The following is a 21,240-nucleotide window of genomic DNA, read 5'->3' as shown; positions in this document are numbered from 1 at the left end:
ATGTCCATCACGCGGTGCGGTACCCACTCCCAAGAAGGAGACAGAAGCACATGATAAAGCGATCTGGCATCGCCGCTGTCGTAGCCGTGGCCCTCGCTGTCCTCGCAACAGGCTGTTCGAGCAACGACCGCGCGCCGAGTGATGGAAGGTCGAAGTCTCGACCCATCGCCAAGCTCACCATCGGATCGACCCAGGTATCGACCCTCGACTACACCAAGAACAATGCGGGATACGGATCCGGCGTGGGCAGCCTGGCGCTTGAACCACTGCTGGTACTCGGCACCGACGGCAAGATCAAGCCGTGGCTCGCGGAGTCGTGGAGCCAGCCCGATGCCACAACGTACGTCTACCAGCTCCGCAAGGGCGTGAAGTTCACTGACGGCAACGAGCTGAAGGCGAGCGACGCGGCGTTCTCGCTCAACTACTACCGCCAGCCCGGTTCGACCAACGCCTATAACTTTCCCTCGACTCTGAAGAGCATCACGGCAACAGAGCCCTACACGCTGACGATCAAGTTCAGTGAGCCGAACGCCGCATGGGCGTCGGCGCCCACTCGAGCGTCCATGGGCATCTTCGGGCAGAGCCATTTCGAGGCGCACAAGGCAACGTTCGGTAAGCCCGGAACGGCAGTCGTCGGGACCGGACCGTGGAAGGTCGACTCGTTCAATCCGACGGTGGGCGCCGAACTCTCGAAGAACACGGCCTATTGGGGCGGGCCTGTCAACATCGACCGGATCGCTGTCAAGTTCTTCTCGAATGAGACGAGCCAGGCGATCGCGTTCCGCGCACACGAGATCGACATGGCCTTCCCATTCGACAACCGCTCGTTCGCATCTACCGCCGGAACCAAGATCCTGACAGCTCCCGGGCCCGGCGACCAGGGCAACTTCAGCATGAACGTCCTCCAGGCGCCCTGGGACGATGTCCACGTGCGGCGCGCGGTGGCCTACGCCTTGGACAAGGAGTCCTTGATCAAGGCGTACGGCGGGTACGCCGAGCCGCTGGACACGCTGATCTCGCCAGGGCTGCTCGCACAGCTCGGGAGCAAGAACGACGTCGACGCCACGCTCGCGAAGGTGACGGACTACCCGTTCGATCTCGACAAGGCAAAGGCAGAGATGGCGCAGTCGAAGTATCCGGACGGAGCAGATGCGACTCTGTCGGTCTCGGACTCGGGTCAGACCTTCGCGACGACGAGCCAGGCGATCGCCGCACAGCTCAAGGAGATCGGGATCCGCGTGAAGCTCGACGTGCAGACCTCGGAAGCCAACTCCGCCGAGGTCACCGGCGCGGATCGCAAGGCGATTCGAGCTGGTTTCAGCGTGTGGGGTGCCGTGTCCGCCGATCCGGGTGAAGCGTTCGGCTACAGCATCGGCAGCGCCAATGCCACCCAGGGCAACTGGAACGCCACCAACTGGAGCACGCCGCAGACCGACGCGCTCATCGCCGATGGAATGCGTGAAAGCGACCCTTCGAAGCGGCTCGCGATCTATGGCGACCTGCTGCAGGACTTCGCCGCGGACGTGCCGTTCGTTCCGTTGTTCCTGATCGATGCGACCGCCGCTCTGTCCCCGGAGTTTGCCTGGCCCCACTTCGACGGGTTCTGGCGTTTCCGTGGCCCCTGGGCGCTGGAGATCGAGAAGGCCTCGTGACTCAGGCCATTCGCAGCACCAACGAGGTCGAGGTCGTTCCGCCGGGGCGTCGGTGCCGGCGGAACGACCGATGGGGACTGGTGGCGTTCATCGTTCGCCGGTTGGCCATTCTGTTGCTGCTGCTCCTTCTGATCTCGTTCGCCGTCTTCTCGCTCATCTACCTGGCGCCCGGCAGCCCGATCGACGCTCTGCTTGGTCCCCATCCGCGCACGCCCGAGGCCGTCGCTGCCCTCACTGAGCGCTACCACCTGGACGAGCCGTTTCTCCAGCAGTACTGGCACTGGCTCGGCAACGCCGTGCGGCTGGACCTTGGGACCTCCATCCAGACCTCCCTGCCCGTGACCGACGAGATCGGTTTTCGTGCTCCGACCACGCTCCTCCTGGGTCTGTACGCATTCCTGCTTACCCTGGTCCTCGGAGTCAGTCTCGGGATCCTCGCCGCGCTGAAGCAAGGATCAGCGGTTGACCGCAGTACGGTCGCAGGAGTCGTGGTCGCGCTGTCGACGCCGACCTTCGTGCTGGCCGTATTCCTCTTGTACCTCTTCTCCGTCCGTTTGGGCTGGTTCCCCGCGTTCGGCAAGGGCGAAGGCTTCCTCGACGGTCTGTGGCACCTGACCCTCCCGGCCCTGGCGCTTGCCCTGGGCGGTTGTGCCTTCGTCGTCAAGCACACGAGGTCAGCGCTGATCGGAGTCCTCGACCAGGACTACATCGTGTTCGCGAAAGCCCGTGGCCTGGCGTATCGCCGCGTGCTGTTCTCCTACGCGTTGAAGAACGCCCTGATCCCGGTCATCACCATCAGCGGGCTGATCTTCTCGGGGTTGATCATCGGTGCCGTCCTCATCGAGGTGGTCTTCTCCGTCCAGGGGCTCGGACAGCTACTGGTGCAGTCGGCGACGGCCAAGGACCTACCTGTCATCCAAGGAGTCACGTTACTGACCGCGACACTCATCATGTTGACGGCCTTGGTGACTGATCTGGTCTACATGCTGGTGGATCCGAGAATTCGGGTGGGAGCCTGAGCATGAACCTGCAGCACACGGAACTCGGCGCCGGGCCTACGCGCAAGCGTCGCCGACCGAGGCTCACCCTCGTCACGGTCTCGTTCGTGGTCATCGGCATCGTCGTCCTGCTCGTGCTGTTCGGACCTCTTCTTGCGCCCCAGGACCCAACTGCGCAGGACCTCGCCGACATCAACGCCGGGCCATCGACCGCGCACCTGTTGGGCACGGACGTGCTCGGACGCGACACATTCTCGCGGTTGATCGTCGGCGCGCGCTCGGCATTCATCGGGCCCCTGCTCATCGCCCTCGGTTCCATGATCATCGGCAACATCCTCGGCCTGGTCTCCGGTTATCGCGGCGGCCGCGTGGATGCGGTGATCATGCGCTGGGTGGACTTCATGTGGTCCGTCCCGACGTTGTTGGTCCTGATCGTCGTGGCGGCCGCGGTGGGAGCGAACTACTGGCTGGCAGTTGGCCTGATGGTCGCGCTCACGGCGCCCTTCGACACGCGCGTGATCCGCGGAGCGACGTTGGAGCAGGTGCCGCGGCCATATGTGGAGGCCGCCAAGGTCCTGGGCGTCTCGGACCGACGCATCATGGTGCACCACATCTGGCCGAACCTGTCCGCCACCGCTCTCGCCAATGCCTTTCTCATCTTCGCGAGTTCTGTCGGCGTCCTTGCCGCGCTCTCCTTCCTGGGGCTGGGGGTTGCGCCTGGCACGCCCGACTGGGGCTTGATGCTGGCAGAGAACGAGAGCCTGCTCTTCAGTCAACCTCTGGCCGCGCTCGCACCGGGTCTCATGCTGGCCCTGACCGCGACGTCGATGAACCTGGTGGGCGACTGGATCTACGAGCGCATGTCGAACCGAGGCATGTCGCGTTGACTGCGGCGAAAGGCGTGGGTGGCGTGAACACTTCGATCGGGGCGACGTCGTCGCATGCACCGCTGCTCGCGGTGAGGAACCTCACGGTGGAAAGGCGTTCCGGCGAGAACGTGCAAGCGATCGTTTCGTCGGTCGACCTCGCCGTCGGGTCCGGTGAGGCCGTCGGCATCGTGGGTGAATCCGGCAGTGGAAAGTCAGTCACCGCTCGGGCCATCGCGGGCCTGCTTCCCCGTGGGCTGCGCGCGACCGGCAGCGTTGAACTCGGTGGCAGCGAGCTTCTCGGACTTTCGGAACGCGAGTGGCGTCGATCGGTTCGAGGCAGCGAGATCGGCTTGATCATGCAGGACCCGTTCACGATGCTGAACCCGATCATGCGTTGTGGCGACATCGTCGCGGAGTCGCTGCAACCCGGGCGGCACCGGACCCGGCGTCAGGACCGCGAGGAGGCCGTGCGCCGGTTGGCAGAGGTGGGCATCACCGATCCGACCGTCGCCGATCGCTATCCGTTCCAGCTCTCGGGCGGTATGAGGCAGCGCGTGGGCATCGCCGCAGCGTTGGCGCGAGACCCTCGGATACTCATCGCGGACGAGCCATCCACTGCCCTTGATGTCACGACTCAGCGAGACATCCTCGCGCTCATCAAGCGGATCCAGGCAGCCCGCGGGATGGGACTCATCCTGATCACCCATGACCTGCGGGTGGCGTTCTCGATGTGTGACCGCGCGTACGTGCTGTACGCGGGAACCGTGCTCGAGCAGGGGCCGGCGGACGAGCTCGACACAGCACCACTTCACCCCTACAGCCAAGCGCTGCTGCTCTCGGAGCCGCCCATCGATCGGCGCCTCCACAAGCTCGTGACGATCGCCGGATCGGTTCCGAGCCCGGACACGACCCCCCGTGGCTGCGTGTTCGGACCCCGCTGTACCTGGGTCGAGCCGGCGTGCGGGCAGGCAGCGCCGGCATTGATCGAGGTAGCGCCGGGCCGCAAGTCCGCGTGCCTGCGAATCCTTGCCATCCGGCCCGAGATGGAGGATCAGCGTCGCGAGATCGAGCAACCTCACCCACCTGTCGAACCAGCCGGCGGAAAGCCGTTCGTCGCGACCCGCGCTCTCTCGAAGGTGTACGGCACCGGCGTCAGAGCCTGTGACGACGTCTCCATCGAGGTCAGGGCCAACGAGAGCATCGGCATCGTCGGCGAGTCCGGGTCGGGCAAGACGAGCCTCGCGCGGATGCTCGTCGGGCTCGAAGAGCCGACCGGGGGCTCCATCGTGATCGACGGGATCGAGGTCACGAGTTGGCAGCGGGTCAAGCGGGCAGACCGTCAACACATCCGGAGCATCGTCCAGATCGTGTTCCAGGACCCGTACTCGAGCCTCAACCCGATGCGAACCGTCGGCTGGACTCTGCGGGAAGCCGTGCTCACGCACCGACCCGAAACCGTTGACGCCGATAACGAAGTGGCCCGCCTGCTGGATGAGGTCGGTCTGGATCCGAACGTCGCGCAGCGCCGCCCCGGTGGGCTTTCCGGCGGTATGAGGCAGCGGGTCGCCATTGCCAGGGCACTGGCCACTCGACCGCGGCTCCTCATCTGCGACGAGTCGGTGTCCGCGCTCGACGTCTCCGTACAGGCGCAGGTCCTCAACCTACTCGGTCGACTCCGCGGCGAGCGGGGCATCGGCTACGTCTTCATCACCCACGACCTCGCCGTGGTTCGGCAGGTGACCGAGCGGGTGTACGTGATGCATCGTGGCCGCGTGGTCGAGTCGGGGCCCACCGATCGAGTCATCGACGCACCCGAAGACCCGTACACCGCGAAGCTGCTTGCCTCGGCCCCACGGGGCGACTCCGGATGGCTCACCGAGCCCACGGCTGGCAGCGGGCCGGCATGACAACGGGGCGACTCCCGGTGGTGGAGGACTGGTTCCGCGCCACCGACATCGATGAGGTCGTGACGCTGATCGAAGAGCCCCACGTGCATCCGTTCCTGTGTGCGAACTCGTGGCTGATCAGGGGTGCCCGTCGCAACCTGCTCTTCGACTGCGGTCTGGGTGTCGCGTCGATGCGCGCGTTCGTCGTGGAGCATCTCGGGCTGGCCGAACCTGTAGCGGTGCTCAGCCACGGCCACCTCGACCACATGGGTTCCGCCCACGAGTTCAGTCAGGTCTGGGCTCATCCGGCCGAGCAGCCCTGGCGTCCTGGTCAGGGCTCTCTCGTGGGCACCGAGCTCATGAGAATTCTGGGCATGGACGACGCGGCGATCGCGTCGATGCCCGAGATAATGGTGACAGCGGCCCCCGCAGCCGACTGGCTCGTCAAGGACTACGAACTGCGTCCCGTCACGCCGACCAGGTCGCTGAGCGACGGCGAGCGGATCGATCTTGGCGATCTCACCCTCGAGGTGCTCCACCTGCCTGGACACACGCCGGGCAGCATCGCGCTGATGGTGCAGGAGACTCGCATGCTGCTGACCGGTGACGTGCTCTACGAGGGAACCTTGCTGGACCAGCTCCACGGGTCGAACATTCCGCAGTATCTGGAGTCGATGAGCCGATTGGGCGAGCTGGAACCGTCCCTGGTACTGCCAGGGCACGGACCGGCGTTCGACGCCGAACGTATGGCGGCGCTCGCCGGCCGCTATCTCAGCAGCAAGGCGCTCAGATGACGCGGCCGTTGCCGCCGTCGATGGTGCCGGGCGGCGGCGAAGACCTCCGAGCAGAGCCTCCCGACCAGCGCGCCGCGTAGAAGCTGATCAGCCCGGCTGGTCGTCGGGGTCGAAGAAGCGCTGGTGGGAGTGCTGCGCCCGCCAGCCGTCGCCGACCATGAACCAGCCGGCCATCTCACTGCGGCCCAGGTCGTACAGGTCGGCCCAGGAGCCGTCGTCCCGCTGCCAGCCGAGCGGCAGGTCGCCGTTGTCGAGAGCGTTCAACAGCTCGAAGAGGGCCTGGTCCACCACATCCGGGATGAGCTCACGCACCGCGGCGCGGGCGGCCGGGTCGGCGGTCGCCTCGCGCCAGCGGGTGCCGTCCGGGCCGCTCATGCGCCCGGCGGCGAGGTTGTCGCACGCGGCGATCGCCTCGTCCCGGACCCGGCGCATGAGCAGCTCGGCGAAGCGGGCCAATTCGGCTCGGTCGTCCATCACGGGTCAACATACGGGATGCGGGTGGGTGCGGGTACGCCGCGCGCCTGCAGTTCCCGGACGGCCCGGTCGACGATCGAGCGGGCCAGAGTGGGATCCATGCCGGCGTTCGCCATCGCCTGCGACTCGATGCGGGAGATGACATCCCAGGTCGGGGCGGCGGTGGGGTTGGCGCGGCGCCACGCCCGGTACAGCCGGTTCTGGTTGGCGGTGATCCGGGTGTGGGCCACCCCGAGTTCGGCCATCACCTCGTTGGGTACGGCCAGCACCCCACCACCACGGGCCGGGTAGTTGGCGGCGTTGCGCATCGCGGCCTGGGAGACGGGGTGGTGCCCGCCACCCGAGACGTATCCGCGGAGCCGCATGTGGGTGACGATGGCGCCGGCCACCTTCGCGGCCACCGCTCCGGCGGCGCCGCCGATCGCGCCGCTGACCGCGCCGTCCTTGGCGGCTTGGCCGACGTCGCCGCCGGTGATCAGTGCCTCGGTGGCGCCGCCGGCCGCCCCGCCGGCCGCGCCGGAGGCGGCGCCGCCGCCAACGGTGACGGCTGTCCTGGCCAGCACGCTGCCGCCGAGCGCGGCCCCGCCGGCGCTGGCGCCGAGAGTCGCCGCGCCGAGGCCCCCGGCGACCGCGCCACCGCCGGCTGCGCCGGCCAGCCGGAGCGCACTGAACTCGCCGGCCTTGTACTGGCGGTAGCCCTCGATTCCGGCGCCGATCAGCGCGCCCACGCCGGCGCCGACGGCGATGTGCACCCACCTGCCGTCGGGGTCGGTGAGCCGGACCGGGTTGTTCTGGGCGTATGTGTAGAGGGCCAGGTTGGCGGGGCTGTGCACGCCGCCGTTGGGGGCGCCGTCCAGGTACGACTCGAGTGCCGGGTCGGGCGTCTGCCAGACCTGGGTGCGGGGATCGTAGTAGCGGGCGCCGTAGTAGTAGAGGTTGGTCTCCGGGTCGAGTTCCTTGCCGGTGTACTGCTGCGGCACCGGCTGGGACGGGTGCTCGCTGACCCAGGTCTCGCCGCCGGGGAAGTACTGCAGGTGTTCGGCGAGGCCGCCGCGGGTGTCGGTGACGAAGCCGGTCGAGCCGAGGTGGTCGCCGTGCGCGTAGTACTGGCGGTTCTCGATCCGATGTTCCGGCTCGACGTACTTCGTGAGCAGCCGGGAGTCACCGACGTAGACGTGCTTGAAGGCGGCCTGGCCCCGGGTGGAGTAGTTCTGGTTGGGGTAGAGGTGGAATTGCGCGCCGTCCTTGACGACCCGGTTGCCCTCGTCGTCGTAGAGGTACCGGGCCTCGTTCGCGGTGCCGCCGGCGTTGTCGCAGGAGGCGGGGGTCTGCGGCAGGGTCTGGCTCTGCACGTTCGCGTGGCTACAGGCGAGGCGGTTCTCCTCGTCCCAGATCAGCTGCCGGCGGGGTTTGGGTTGCTGGTCACGGCTGACCTGGTTGCCGTTGGCGTCGTAGCTGTTGGTGTAGATGCCGATGGTGGTCGGGGCGTGCGGTTGCGACCCGGCGTAGGCGTAGTCGTACGTGTAGCTCAGCTTGCCGTCGGTGCTGACGTTCCCGCCGCTGACCAGCTCGTGCACCTGCGCCTTGCGGGTGATGCGGTGGATGCTGTCGTAGCTGATGTCGGTGCGGTACCGGTCGGTGCGCGGGGTGCGCGGCTGGTAGCTGCCCTCGGCGTGGGTGAGCCGGTACAGGTCGTCGTAGCGGAAGGTCTGGGTGCTCGGCCCGCCGACCTGCATGCCGACGTCGGGGCTGCTCGGGGCCACCGTGTCGTTGGTGATCGCGGTGACGTTGCCGACGTCGTCGTAGGTGTACTTGAGGTTCTGGAAGACGTAGCCCTGGGCGAGGTTGGCCTTCAGGTTCGCCAGCCGCCGGTCGGTGGGGTCGTACGTGTAAGCGGTGCGGGTGCCGTTGCCGGTCTCGAGCAAGGACCGCTGCTCGAACTTGTCGTAGGTGAGCCGCTTCAGGTACGGGTACATGAAGTCGCCCTTGACGCCGGTGGCGGAGTCGACCAGGCCGCCACTGTCGTAGTGGTACGACAGGACCTCGCCGTCGGGGTACGTCATGGTCAGCATCCGGTTGAAGCTGTCGTACCGGTACTGGGTGACGAAGGTGTAGGTGTGGCTGCCCTGGGCGGCCGACGTGCGGGTCTCCTTGGTGATCTCACCGAGCGGCCCGTACTCGCGGGCGACGGTGCCGGCGCCGTCGACGACGCCGATGACCCGGTCCGCGCCGTTGTTCGGGGCACCGGGCCCGCCGTACGTGTAGGTGACGTTGTTCGCCGGGAAGATCGGGTAGCGGATGGCCTTGAGGCGCTCGAAGTCGTAGTCGTACTCGATCGCCTTCTGCTCGGCGGCCAGCTTCGCGGTGACCTTGCGGATCACGTTGCCGGCGAGGTCATAGCCGGTGTCGCTGCGGCCGGAGTCGGGGCTGGTGACGCTGGTCCGGCGGCCAAGGTTGTCGTACGTCGAGGTGGTGACATTGGCCTTGTCGTCGGTGACGGTCAGCAGCTCACCGAGCGGGTTGTAGGTGTAGCTGGTCCAGATGACCGGCTGGCCGCCGGCCGGGTTGAACTCCTTGACCGCGGTGGTCTGCTGCTGCACGTCCTGGTAGGTCCGCCGGGTCTTGCCGTTCGCGTCGGTGGACACCACCTCGAACTGCGTGGTGCCGGCGCGATCGGGGCCGAACCCGTACGCGACGGTGGTCGTGGTGGTGTCCGGTAGCACGGTGCGGGTGGCCCGGTTGAGCACGTCGAAGGTCCGGACCGTGGGCGGGACGCTGTCCAGGCTCGGGGTGAACTCGGTGTTGGCGTCGCCCTTCGGTTCGGTCAGCGGAAAGTACTCCTTGACCGCCCGGCCTGCGAAGTCGTAAAGGACCCGCCCGGACACGATCATCACGTCCGCCGGGGCGGCGTCCGGCCCGGTCACCACGGTGGCGTCCTTCTTCGTCTGGATGACGCGCTGGAGCCCGTCGACGAACATGATCGTGTCCATGGTGTCCGGCCGGACGGTGCCGTCGGCCTGCCGGTCGACGTGCCGGGTGACCGCGTACGGGACGGTCGCCTCGGGGTGGTACTCGAAGTCGATGGTGATCCGGCCGTCGGCCGCCTCGTACGGGCCGACCACGGTGTCCGGCCGCCCCACCGAGTCGTACGTGGTGCGGATGACCTGGTTGTTCTGGTCCGTGCTCGTCTCCACCAGGCCGAACTTCAGGTTGTAGGTGCTGCTCGACCGGTAGCCGAAGCTGTCGGTCACCGACTCGACGTACTGGTCCACCGCGGTGTCGTACGCGTAGGCCAGCCGGTACCGCTGGCCGGTCCTGTTCGCCGGGTTGACGACGGCCCTCAGATTGCCGTTACCGAAGTACTCGATGTCGGTGACGGCCGCCTCGCCGCCGGCGAGCATCGCCCGGACCTGGGTGACGTTGCCGGTGGCGCAGTCGACAGTGGACTCCCGGTGCCGCATCAGCGTGCCGCCGCCGTAGACGTCGATCCGGTTCGCGGTGCCGACGATGTACGCGCTGCGGCAGGCCGGGTCGTCGCCGGTGTAGCGGATCCGGGTGTCGACGTCGTCGGCGGCGCCGGCGTCGGCGCGGTCGACGTGCCGGGCCAGGTTGCCGAACTCGTCGTACTCCATCAGCGCGGAGGTCGTCTTGCCCGGGTTGTCCTGGCCCTCGTGGAAGCTCCGGTCGGTGCGGACCAGCTGCGGGAAGATGGTGGCCGTGGTGCTGCCCAGATCGGCGGTGCCGGCCGGGTCGTCGACGTTGCGCGGCTGGTAGGTGTTTTCGGTCGTCAGGAACGGCCGGCCCTCGGCGTCGCTGGTGATCTCGCGGGTCACCAGACCGCGGGTGTAGTGGCTGTCGGTGCGGTACTCGCGGGTGATGCTGCGGTAGACCGCGCCGCCGGCGCCGGCGTCGCGGACCCGTTCGGTCACCGTGCCGTAGCCGTAGAACTCGCGCTCCAGCCGGTTGAACACTCCGCCGCCGTACTCGTAGCTGGACAGTTGGACGTCCTGGCCGTCGCCGGGGCGGCCGTCGTCGACCGACACCCGGGACAGCACCCAGCGGGACTGCGGGGAGGCGTAGGTGTTGCCGTCCCGGGTGTAGTCGAACTCCATCCGGGCGCCGAGCGGCCGGTCGACGCTGCGCAGCAGGTTGGTCCGGCCGGTCCGGTTCTGCACCACGGCCAGCTGGTTGTCCTTCTTGGACGCGAGCTGGTCGGTGTAACCGTCGCCGTCGATGTCGCGGAGCATCTGCTCGGCGCGGCTGACGCCCGTGGAGACGTCCGCGCCGGGGTTGATGATGAGGCAGACCGCGATGAAGCAGACGGAGAACGTGAAGTAGACACCGCCGCCGAGCTTGGCGTTCTGGTCGGCGTTGAGGCCGTCGAGGCTGCCGTGGAACGGCACCGGGGGTTCGAACCCGTTGCCGGTGTTCAGGCCGACCCGCAGCGGGTTGCCGGCGAAGACCCGGTCGAGCAGGCCGTCGCCGTTCATGTCCTGCAGGGTGGCGCTGCTCGACGAGCTGGACTCGCTGTACGAGGCGCCGCCGGCGAAGCCGTAGAAGTCGGTGTTGAAGCCGATGTTCAGGCCGGCCTCGCCGCCGCTGCCGTCGTTGAGCGGGGCGGGGTTACGCCACGCCTCGGCCGCGCCGAACCGGTAGCCGAGGTTCAACGCGACCCGGCCGTCGGCGTACACCCGGTCGGGCAGGTCGTCGCCGTTGGCGTCGAGCAGGTCGAACCGGCCGTCCGAGCTGCTGCCGCCGAGGCTGCCGCCGACGCCCAGCGGTGGCATGTCGTTGCCCGCGTCGGCGCCGTTGGCGGTGGTGGTGCCGGGCGGGCTGTCGTGCCCGCGACCGGTGGCGATGGTCCGCGCGGCGCTGCCCGCGCTGGCGTTGCCGGAGACGTTGCTGCTCTTGCGGACCGCGCCGTCCGGCAGTGCGCCGCGGGTGTCGCCGAGCGCGCCGGTCGGGTCGGTGTACTGGATGCCGCCGGAGCCGACGACGTCGGGGAAGCGGTCGCCGTTCATGTCGAGGAAGTCGACCTGGCCGGTGCTGTCCCCGGTCGCGACGCTGCCGCCGATGCTGCCGATCGGGCCGCCGACCCCGCCGGTCAGCGAGATCTGCTGGGACCGGGACACCCGGGGCACCGCGACGCCGGTGAAGTCGGCGGCCTGCGGCAGGTTGACCGATTCGACGCCGAGGCGGGAGCTGCGCGCGTCGGTGCGCGTGACCCAGGAGTGCTGACCGGCGCTCCACCGGTTGTCGCGGGGTGCGGGCGCGAACGGCACCGCCTTGGGCGGGTTGACGCGGGGGTCGTTGGCGAAGGCGTCCTTCTGCGCCTGCGGGTCGACGCTGTCGGGCAGTTGGTCGCCGACGTTCTCGTCGATCACCAGGTCGGCCTGGGCGATGGGCTGCCCGGCCCGGTCCCGGTTGCCGTTGTAGCCGATCGCGCCCCAGCCCCGGTACGGCTGCGGGAACGCGCCCTCGGCCGCGGCACTGTGCAAGGCGGCGGGGACGGTGGTGCCGCCGACGTCGGCGGCGGCGCCGGTCAGGTACGCGGCCAGCCCGGTGTCGCGGGTGCTGAAGTCGACGAACAGGTCGTCTCCTGCGGCGGCGTCCACGGTGACCGGGGTGGGCGCGGACACCACGCCGTTGGTGATGTCGATGTGCTGCTTGGCGAGCAGGTCGCCGCGCCGCTTGACGGTGAACGTCACCCGGGCGGTCGGCGTGGCGGTGCCGAAGTCGAAGGCGAGGTTCGGGGTGACGGTGACCTGCCCGTCGGCGGTCACGCGGTGGGCCTGCTGCGGAGCGGTGAGCGTGTCCGCCGGGTACATGTCGATGGCGTACGGCGGGTACAGGTCGATGAGGGGGTCGCCGTCGGCGTCGGTGACCCGGTCGAGGCCCTGGGCGGTGGTGTAGTGGGCGCGTGGGGTCCAGGTGAGCTGGTCGAGGTCGATCGGTGAGTCGACAGCCACCCGCCAGCGCAGCACCTGCCCCTGCTGCACCGGCACGTCGAGGTCGACCGGCACGGTGCCGGTGGTGTCGGCGGTCAGCGTCCGCTCCAGCACCGGCGCGTTGTCACGGGTGATGAGCACGGTGACGTCGTCGGTGGTGGCGGCGCGTTTGGTCAGGTCGCCGGAGAGGTGCAGGGTGCCGGTGACCGGCACCTTCACCTCCGCGGCCCGTCCGCCGAGGGTGAAGTCGCGGGACGGCTGGTAGCGGTGCACGGGCAGGCCGTTGACGTCCAGCGCCTCGGGCAGGTTGAGGTAGGTGATCTGCGGGTCCCAGGCGACCTGGTCCAGGGACCCGTCGAACCGGGACTGGACCCGGAAGTAGAGCCGGTCGCCGCGGGACACGGTGACCGAGCCGACGCCGTCCGGGGTGTGCGCGCTGTTGTCGCGGGCGCCGATCTCCTGCGCCCACAGCTCGGTGTCCTCCCGCTGGATGGCGACCCGGACGCCGTCGGCGGTGGTCGAGGCAGCCCGGGCGGCGGCGGTGCCCTCGGCGAGCGCGACCGCGCCGTCGATCCGGACGGCGCCGTCGTACGGGGCGACCCAGCGACGAACCGTGTCGAGCAGCGGGAACGAATCGATCAGCCGTTCCCGTTCGGCCGGGTTGTCGGGGAGCAGCCCGTCGGTGTCCACCTGGCCGGAGGTCACCGGGACCGGGGTGTCCGAGCTGATCCCGTACACCGGCACGCCGTCCGCGCCGACGCGGCCGAACAGCACGGCGGAGCCGTTCACCAGGTCGCTGATCCCGTCGCCGTTGACGTCGGTGAAGTACTGGTCGGTGGTGGCGGTGGTGTTGACGTAGTCGAGCTGCGCGGCGACCGCGCCGACGTATCCCTCGACGCCCACGGTGAGGCTGGTGCTGCGTTCGCCCTGGATGCCGGGGAGATTCAGCGGTCGGGCCTCGTCGGCGAAGCGCAGCTCGCCGTGCGGGCCGGAGAGGTTCTTGCGGTAGCGCACCGCGCCGCCGCTGCGGAACACCTTGTCCGGCAGGCTGTCGCCGTCGACGTCGACCAGGGCGAGCACGCCCTCGTCGTCGGAGCGGCTGCCGCCGACCTTGACCCCGACCGACCCGGACTTGCTCGGGGAGGTGCCGATGCCGAGGTAGAGGTGGCCGCCGAAGCCGGTGCTGGCGTTGGCATTGAGGGCGCTCGCATCGCCGGCCCGCTCGCCGGTGAGGTTCAACGCGCCCTTGCCGAGGCCGTCGCCGGGCACGGTCCAGTCGGCCTGGCTGAACGCCTGGTAGGCGCCGGACGCGTCGCGGATGTCGTCGTAGTAGCCGAAGTCGTGGGCGGCGAACGCGGTGCCGCGGTCGTCGTACTGGGTGATCTTGGCGAGCAGGGTCTTGGCGAACGCGCCGGTCGTGTACGTGAACTCGTACCGCCGGATCAGGTCGTCGTCGAAGGTGACGTCGACGCGGCGGAGCAGGTCGGCCGTGACCCGTTTGAAGCCGCCCCGCGCGTCGATGGTCTTGTCGACCCGCAGCGGCTCGTCCAGTTCCCGGTCGCGGGTGAAGGTGACGGCGTAGCGGCCTTCGGTGTCGCCGGAGCCCGTGTAGGCGATCCGCTCCAGGTAGAGGTTGCGGCCGGGTTCGGCACCGCCGGCCACACCGGGGTCGTCCACCTGGGCGTAGTGGTAGCGCATGAAGTTGCCGCGCGGGTCGCGTACCTCACGCAGCGCCCAGCTGAGCACGTTGCCGGCCGCGTCGCCGAGGACCGAGTTGGCCGCGGGTGCGCTCGCGCCGGGCAGGCCGCCGTAGAACCAGCGGGTGCCGGACCGGTCGGTGACCTCCCAGGTGTACGCGCGTGGGTGGTCGCCGTGGCGCACGATCCGGGCGAACTCCCCCTCGACCCGGGTGTGGAAGACCTTCTCCGCGGTACGCGCCGGCGGCGGGCCCCGGTGCGCGACCGGGGTGAGTTGCTCGCCGTTGAGCAGGTACGTCTCGGTCTCCCGGTTCGCGTCGTAGCGGGGTACGCCCCAGCGGGTGTCGACGGTGATGACCGGGACGGCCAGGTCCCAGCCGGTGCCCAGCCAGGTGCTGCTGGCCGACGAGTTGTAGGCGACCGCGAGCTGCGGCTGGATGCCGAGCCGGCCGGGCGGCGTCTCGAGCGGGTAGCTGAGCCGGTTCTCACCCTGGTTGTTGGGCTCCGGCGGGCTGATGAGGTTGATGCCCGTGCCCGGGTTGGCCGCCTCGATGCCCTTGATCTGGTTGGGGTTGAACTGCGTGCCCTCCGGGTGCTCCGGCGCCGACACCGTCGCGTTGATCATCTCCGTGAAGTGGTCGGTGACGGAGGTGACCATGTGGGTGGTCTCGTCCACCGCGACCCGCGGCAGCGGCTTCCAGCACAGCGCCACGTCGTCGTAGAAGTACGTGTAGACGTCCTGCGCCGTCATCTCGTCGGGGATGAGCGCCGGGTCGTAGGGCAGGGAGACCTCGATGTTGGTGGCGAAGGTCTGCGGGTGCGGGGTGAACCGGTAGCCGCCGCGGGGCCGGGCGGTCACGTTCGTCATGCCGGTGTCCAGCTTGGACAGCTGGCCGGGCGGTAGCGGGGTGATGCCGATGCCGGTGGGCGTCCGCACCGCGCCGGGTTTGATCACCAGCTTCGCCCGGTCGTAGGTGATGGTGCGCGGCTGGGTCTCCCCCGGCGCGACGATCTCCTGGTAATCCGGCAGAGCGGTCGTCCCCGTCGCCGCGGCGGCCGGCGCCGCCGTCGCGCCACCGGTGTCGCCGGTCGACCCGCACACCTCCATGGCCACGGGTCTTAGTGCGGGATCGCTCGTCCGGTCCGCCGCTCCGGAGGTGGACAGCATCGCGGCGACCAGCACGAGGACGGCCGCGACGGCCGTCGGCCTGGTCAACCGGTGGTGGCGGAACTGACCGCGACGCACGGCATCGGCAATCATCATCGGCCCCGTTCGCTGGGTATCCGGGCACATACGGTGAGCAGTATCGACCGCGGCCAAAGTCGTGGGACAGGGCCGTTGATGCTCGGAAATCTGACCCGATCGGTCGTTGACGTGACGTGAGGATCGATCTACGTTGCGTCACTCACCACGTCAGCCCGTGGTGGCCGGCCGACGACCCGGTCAGCCCGCCGTCCTGTCGCCTTCGCGCGGTTCGGGCAATCGCCACCCGAACGACAACGAACCCCAGCCCACGCGCCACCAATACCCAATCCCGGATACGAGCGCACCCGGCCGGAACCCGGCCCGCAGAGTGATCGAAAATGCGCGGGGCGCAGGCAAGCACACACACCGCACCGAAACCGATCGTCCGCCAAACTGACGGGCCACGCTTCCCCTTGCGCCCGCCCAGGTGCCCGACAGCGTGGCCTTCACCCCCGTACGCTCGCCGTTGTGGCGTTCGACCGGACGGTGTCTCAGACGGTGGGTGCGAAGACGACGGTGTTCACCTACCTGGGGATGGACAACCAGGTACTGCGGGAGGAGGTCGCCGGCAAGGCGACCAAGTCCCACCAGTACGCGCCGTGGCGCCAGCAGCTCACCCAGATCAAGCACTCCGACGACGGGGGTAATCGACGGGGCCGCATTGTTCGACGGGAGCATCCCGTCTTTGCAAGGGCAATTCGTTCTCCATGACCCGCTTGAGGAGGTCAAATTGCAGGTGACGACCGATCGTCCAGGTCGGACACGTTTGCTGATATCGGCCGACGACGATTCGACGCCTACTGTGCTTCGTTTTCAAATCTGGTACTGAGCTGAGTCGAATCGGTTTGGTCGCAGGCATTCAGGACCCCCGACCTTCCGGCACGAATTGGGGAATTGCAAAAACGCCATGAAGAAGCGTGTAGCCCTGATGGTGGCGCTGCTGGTGGCCATGTCGGCCTGTACCAGCCTGACCGGCGGCAAGACATATCGGGTCGATGCGGTCTGGCTTGCCGGTAACCAGGTCTACGTGGTGCACGATGAGGAGGCGGGGAAGGAGGTGTGGCGCCGTGACGGCGCCAAGGAGGTCTTCGTCGCCCGCGGCACGGACATCCCGGATGCCTGCGGACCGGTCGACTTCCTGTTCGACGCGGGCTCGAGCCAGCTCGGCATCGGGTTGGAGTGTTCCGACGGGGAACGGCTGGTCGCCTATACCCCGGGGACGGGCGATTACCGGACGCTGTTCGACGTTCCGTCGGCGGGTGAGGTGACGATCCAGCCTGGTGGACAGGGCGGTTACTTGTCCACCGGTCTCAACGGCTGCTGGGCTTTGGCCACCTTCGGGCAGACACCTCCAGGCATCCTCAGCCCCGCTGCACGGTTCACGTGTGAACAGGGCGGGTCAGCCAAGGCTCCTCATCTGCTGCCCAACGGAGACCTGTTGTTTATCGGCACGGATGCCAAACCCACCCAGCAGCCGGTCAGAAATGAAGACCGAGCATGGTGCGTGTACCTGCTCACGCCGGGTGCGTCGGTGGTTCGGCCGGTCGGTCCGGACCTGGTGGGGTTCCCCGAGATGAATGTGACCCCTGACGGCAGGACGGCAATCGTCTCGGTTTGGCGCAAGGGCAGCGGAAGCCTGGTCGCGGTCGACTTGGCCACCGGCGACCACCGTCGGCTGGCCGACTCCGACGACTCCGTCACCAGCCCCGCGGTTTCCCCGCAGGGTGACGAGGTCATGTACGTCGACGACCTCAGCAAGGTCGAAACGGTGAGGCTGGCGAAGTAGCCATCAAGTAGGCTGCCCGGTCGGTTGTCGTGCGATGGCGCACCCGTTGCCTGTGCCGACTTGCCCGAACCGTTGACGCGGGCTTCTTGGTCAGTTCGGGTAGCCGTCCCGCTGCGGCGGAGTCTGCCAGCGCGTCGCGTCCGACTGCCAGGGCTCGTTCGTGGAATCGCTGCGTAGCGAATCGATCCAGCGTGAGCCGGGGACCATCGCTGGCTCCGGTTCCTCGGCCATACCCCGGTTTGTCGGATCCTCAGCCTGTTTGGTTGAGCCGAGCCGGTCTGCGCCGGGCGGGCGGAATCCATCCGCGTCGAACGGGCGGTCCCGTTCCGATGCCGGCGGAATGATCTTGGCCGGGACGACGGCTGTCGGCTCATCGGCGTCTGACTGCGGCCAGCGCCGCCACCGCTGGATACTGGCGACCCCGACCAGGAGCAGCGAGCCCAGCAGCAGCGTCGTCCCGGTGCGTACAGGGGTGAGCACGTCAATCTGGTAACCCGCCACGTTCAGCTTGTGACTGAGTAGGTCCAGCAGCCGTGCCGGGCTGAAGAGCAGGCCTACGTAGCTGACCGAGTACGTCAGGCCGGTCAGCACCGAGCCGAGCGGGGAGGTCCGGACGGTGGCAATAAGCCCGAGGAGAATGCCAGCAGCCGCCAACACCAGCAACGGCTTCAGCAGAGCGTTGGGTTCGAGCACGCCGCCGCTTTCCTGTGCATCCCCGAACACCCGGAGGGACCGGCCCTGCCCGGCGGCGAGCAGGACCCAGGCCAGCGGACCCAAGATGAGCGCGGCGATCGCGGTCTTGATGTGTCGCATGCGGGCAACGTACTGAGCTGCCCCCGTTGATCCACAGCCCGATAAGCGAAACTTAACTCACCGTCACGCTACGTTGTCCGGCGTAGCTGACGGTGGCCGCGACGGGGCGGTCTACGGATCAGAAGCTCATCGGCGCTCGACCTCTCCAGCCAATGGCCCGTGCATCTCACTCCCCCCGTCACGCACTTGGGGAACCACACCTCCCGCTGACGACCACAGCAACGGCCCATTGCGACCAGCGGCAAGGGACGCAGATCGATAGAACAGCAGATGGCGCGGAGGCGGGCGCCGAACGAGCTCAGGTGCAGGAAACCGATGCTCTATCCCCTGAGCTACGAGGGCGCGAGAGCCTAGTCTCGCGACCTTGGCGTTCACCTGGGATGGCTGGGAGTGCCCCACGTTCCACCCACACGCGTCACCCCGGACCCCTGTTCGCCCAGCCCAGGGGCACGCCTGGAGCACACGAACCCCGGTCTGCGGCCGGCGGTCGGCCAGGGCGACCCGCGCGGGCACCGGTTGACCCGGGGTTGGCACCCGCTGGAGAGCACACGACGCGCACGTCATCGAAGATCGGCGACGTCCCGTCCCGCCACCCATCGCAGGCGTCGTCACCGGAGAACCACGGAGCGCTCACCCCGGGATCGTCCGGGTCCGCCGTACTGCCGACTATGACGGTCCCCCCACCAAGCGTCCGTTCATGGCTCCCCTGCGTGTCAAGACATCGTCGGGAACCGGGTTCCAAGCTGGGTCTTGGCGGGTCCGGGAGTGACTTCTCCGAAGAGCCGGCTTGGGGATGCGAGTTGGTCACGCTGGAGTCTGTAGTCGTCCCCCTGTTGCCCTCCCGGGCCCGTCGCCGTGTCGGCCGCGGCGTCGTCGATCATGCGCCGGTAGACGACGTCGGACAGGCGCCGTTTCAGCGCGCGAGGTCCTGCGTCGTTTCGACGCAGCGGCATCCCTGGCGCGTCCGGCACATTCCGAACAAGCCGGGCCGTCACCTATCGTGCCGCACTCGTTACCCCGAATGGCTCAGTGTGTCGAACTTGCCGGCAGGCGATATGCATCAGCGCCGCATCAGGCTGGGGTGGCAGGGTGATCGCCTGCCACCCGATCGTTCCGCGAAGGAGAGTTCCGTGCTCCGGAGAATGCTGCGCCTGTTGGCTTGCACACTGCTGGCCGTAGTCGGTTCCTGCGTCGTCGTGTCGAGCCCGGCCGACGCCCAAGAGTCCCCTGCGGGCATCGACTACGGAACTCTGGTCGCGGTTTGCGACCGTTACCAAGGCACGTTCGTCGAAGGGGACCTACCGTCGCCGTATCGCTACGGCTGCTTGTTGTCCGACGGCCAAATCAACTGCCTGGAAACGACAGAGTGCTTCTTCTTCCGACTCGACGACGGACGGCCTCCCTTCGAGGAGAGCTGCGACCGCGGCAGCGGCGAGTTCAAGGTCGTCGACGACAAACCTTCAGTTGCTCGAACGAGATTCTCGGGGTCGTGTTGACCTGCGAAGAATCCCTGGACGCATGCGTCATGCAAAGCGAGCAGCCGATGCCGCGGAGAGAGACTGATCAGGGCACCAGCTTGGCGCGGACCCGAGACGCATCGGCGTGACCGAGCCGGTCCAGGATCTCGATCGCCTGCTCCCAGGCGGCCCGCGCGGCCCGATGCGGCGCTAGCGCTGACCAAGAAGGTTCACCGGGTCTGAGCGTCAAGCGGCCTTGGCTCGCGGTCGGCCCCAGCGATGTCGACGTTCGCTGCGGATGCGGGCTCGTTCCCGGCGTTGGGCGGCGAGGACGTCGGGGTGGCGGGCGTTGGCGTTGCGCCACCGCAGGTAGCGCTGGATCTCCCGGGCCAGGACGGTGTGGTTGGGATGGTTGGAGTTGGCCAGGGTGAACGCGCGTAGTGGCCCGAACTGGGCCTCGATCGGGTTGGCCCAGGACGCCTGGGTGGGAGTGAAGCAGAGTTCGACCTTGTTGCGGGCGGCCCATGCCCGGATCTGCGGGGTTTGTTCGCCGACAGGTTGTCCAGGATCACGTAGATCGGGGCGCCGTCCGGGCGGGCGGCGCGGATCGGCTTGAGCGCGGTCAGGCTGTGGTCGCCGCCTTTGCGGCGGCGCATCACGCCCCAGAGCTGGTCGTTGCCGAGGCTGTAGCAGCCGTGGAAGTAGCGGATGCCGTGAGTGCGGGTGTAGGTCGCCGGCAGCCGGTCCGGTCTGCCGGCAGGCGCCCACCCGCTGCCGTGGTGCGGGCGGATCGACAGCGGCCCGAACTGGTCGAAGGCGAAGCACCGGTCCGGGAACCGGCGGGTCACCTCCTCGATACGGTCGAGCTTGGCGTCCTTGTCCGGGTCGCGGGACTCCTTCCAGGTGCGGGTGCACTGGAAGGAGACGTCGTGGTGGCGCAGGATCTGTCGTAGCCGTTCCCGACCGATGACCACCCTCCGAGGCCGGTTGGTGGCCAGGTAGTCGGCGAGCTTGCGGATACTCCAGTGCGTGAAGGGGCGACCCAGACTCTTCGGTCGGGTCGTGGTCGTCGCGACGATGAACCGCTGGTCGTCATCGGTGATCAGGCGGGGACGGCCTCCCGCCCACTGAGGGTCCAGAGCGCGGAGTCCGATCTCGTTGAACCGGTGGATCACGTCCCGGACGGTGTCCTCGTGCGCGGCGACCAGGCGGGCGATCGACGGCACCGGGGTACCCGACGCCGACGCCATGATGATCAACGCCCGGCGGACCCGGATCGACTCGTGCTTGCCACGCCGCACGATTTGTTGCAGCCGGCGGCCCTCCTCATCACTCAACCGCCGCGCCCTCACCGGCTCGGCCATCCCGACACCTCACTCTCGACAGCGGATCGCGATCGCCGTCGAGCCTGAGACCCACCCGACCCGACGCGGTGCACCGCGCCCGGCGTGTCACCAACCCGGTGAACCTTCTTGGTCAGCGCACTAGCTTGATTTTTAACCTTCGGCTCTCTGGCCTGATGTTTCGCGCTGTCGTGGGTGGACACGAAGACGGCCTTCGGTGATCATGTCGTCTCGCCAAAGAAGAACATGACTCACAACCGAAGGCCGTGATGAGCAG

Annotated in this window: 11 protein-coding genes and 1 pseudogene; 8 read left to right on the top strand and 4 right to left on the bottom strand. The window is 68.2% G+C overall.

Annotated elements, in window-relative coordinates; all coding sequences use genetic code 11:
- The first annotated feature begins 50 nt into the window (after positions 1-50).
- From ABGB16_RS26120 to ABGB16_RS26100, 5 genes are read left to right on the top strand one after another with little or no spacing between them, the layout of a single operon-like run.
- Positions 51-1,652 (top strand): ABC transporter substrate-binding protein, encoded by a 1,602-nt coding sequence (locus ABGB16_RS26120; RefSeq protein WP_347670736.1) that lies wholly within the window; start codon positions 51-53, stop codon positions 1,650-1,652.
- On the top strand, positions 1,649-2,671 hold the full coding sequence (locus tag ABGB16_RS26115; protein WP_347670735.1) for an ABC transporter permease: 1,023 nt from the start codon (positions 1,649-1,651) through the stop codon (positions 2,669-2,671). The genes ABGB16_RS26120 and ABGB16_RS26115 overlap by 4 nt, the downstream gene beginning before the upstream one ends.
- A 2-nt stretch (positions 2,672-2,673) precedes the next feature.
- Entirely contained in the window at positions 2,674-3,537 is an 864-nt protein-coding gene (locus tag ABGB16_RS26110) for an ABC transporter permease (protein WP_347670734.1), read from the top strand.
- 23 nt (positions 3,538-3,560) lie between these two features.
- Positions 3,561-5,426, top strand: a complete 1,866-nt coding sequence (locus ABGB16_RS26105; RefSeq protein WP_347670733.1) for an ABC transporter ATP-binding protein — start codon at positions 3,561-3,563, stop codon at positions 5,424-5,426.
- A gap of 17 nt (positions 5,427-5,443) precedes the next feature.
- Positions 5,444-6,199 carry an MBL fold metallo-hydrolase gene (locus ABGB16_RS26100; RefSeq protein WP_347670732.1) on the top strand — a complete coding sequence of 252 codons (756 nt, stop codon included), beginning with the start codon at positions 5,444-5,446 and terminating at the stop codon, positions 6,197-6,199.
- 87 nt (positions 6,200-6,286) lie between these two features.
- On the opposite strand, the gene ABGB16_RS26095 is transcribed toward ABGB16_RS26100, so the two are convergent.
- Complete coding sequence (locus ABGB16_RS26095) at positions 6,287-6,673, bottom strand: hypothetical protein (RefSeq protein ID WP_347670731.1); 387 nt, start codon at positions 6,671-6,673, stop codon at positions 6,287-6,289.
- Positions 6,673-15,534, bottom strand: coding sequence for a SpvB/TcaC N-terminal domain-containing protein (locus ABGB16_RS26090; RefSeq protein WP_347670730.1), 8,862 nt, complete (start codon positions 15,532-15,534; stop codon positions 6,673-6,675). The genes ABGB16_RS26095 and ABGB16_RS26090 overlap by 1 nt, the downstream gene beginning before the upstream one ends.
- Before the next feature lie 498 nt (positions 15,535-16,032).
- Between ABGB16_RS26090 and ABGB16_RS26085 the strand changes: the two genes are divergently transcribed.
- Together ABGB16_RS26085 and ABGB16_RS26080 are read left to right on the top strand one after the other, a co-directional pair.
- Positions 16,033-16,275 (top strand): hypothetical protein, encoded by a 243-nt coding sequence (locus tag ABGB16_RS26085; RefSeq protein WP_347670729.1) that lies wholly within the window; start codon positions 16,033-16,035, stop codon positions 16,273-16,275.
- Positions 16,276-16,471: 196 nt separating this feature from the next.
- A complete protein-coding gene (locus ABGB16_RS26080; protein ID WP_347670728.1) occupies positions 16,472-17,350 on the top strand; it encodes a hypothetical protein in 879 nt (292 codons plus the stop codon).
- Positions 17,351-17,440: 90 nt separating this feature from the next.
- Here ABGB16_RS26080 and ABGB16_RS26075 read toward each other — a convergent pair whose 3' ends face one another.
- Positions 17,441-18,163 carry a hypothetical protein gene (locus ABGB16_RS26075; protein WP_347670727.1) on the bottom strand — a complete coding sequence of 241 codons (723 nt, stop codon included), beginning with the start codon at positions 18,161-18,163 and terminating at the stop codon, positions 17,441-17,443.
- An 800-nt stretch (positions 18,164-18,963) separates the two neighbouring features.
- On the opposite strand from ABGB16_RS26075, the gene ABGB16_RS26070 reads away from it, so the two are divergent.
- Positions 18,964-19,659, top strand: coding sequence for a hypothetical protein (locus tag ABGB16_RS26070; RefSeq protein WP_347670726.1), 696 nt, complete (start codon positions 18,964-18,966; stop codon positions 19,657-19,659).
- A 207-nt stretch (positions 19,660-19,866) separates the two neighbouring features.
- On the opposite strand, the pseudogene ABGB16_RS26065 reads toward ABGB16_RS26070, so the two are convergent.
- Positions 19,867-20,984 (bottom strand): annotated as a pseudogene (locus tag ABGB16_RS26065) (IS630 family transposase).
- Positions 20,985-21,240 lie beyond the last annotated feature (256 nt).

The sequence above is a fragment of the Micromonospora sp. B11E3 genome, assembly GCF_039871625.1.
Lineage (GTDB): Bacteria > Actinomycetota > Actinomycetes > Mycobacteriales > Micromonosporaceae > Micromonospora.
The sequence above is the reverse complement of the archived record's forward strand: the minus strand, read 5'-3'. Positions and strand labels throughout refer to the sequence as shown.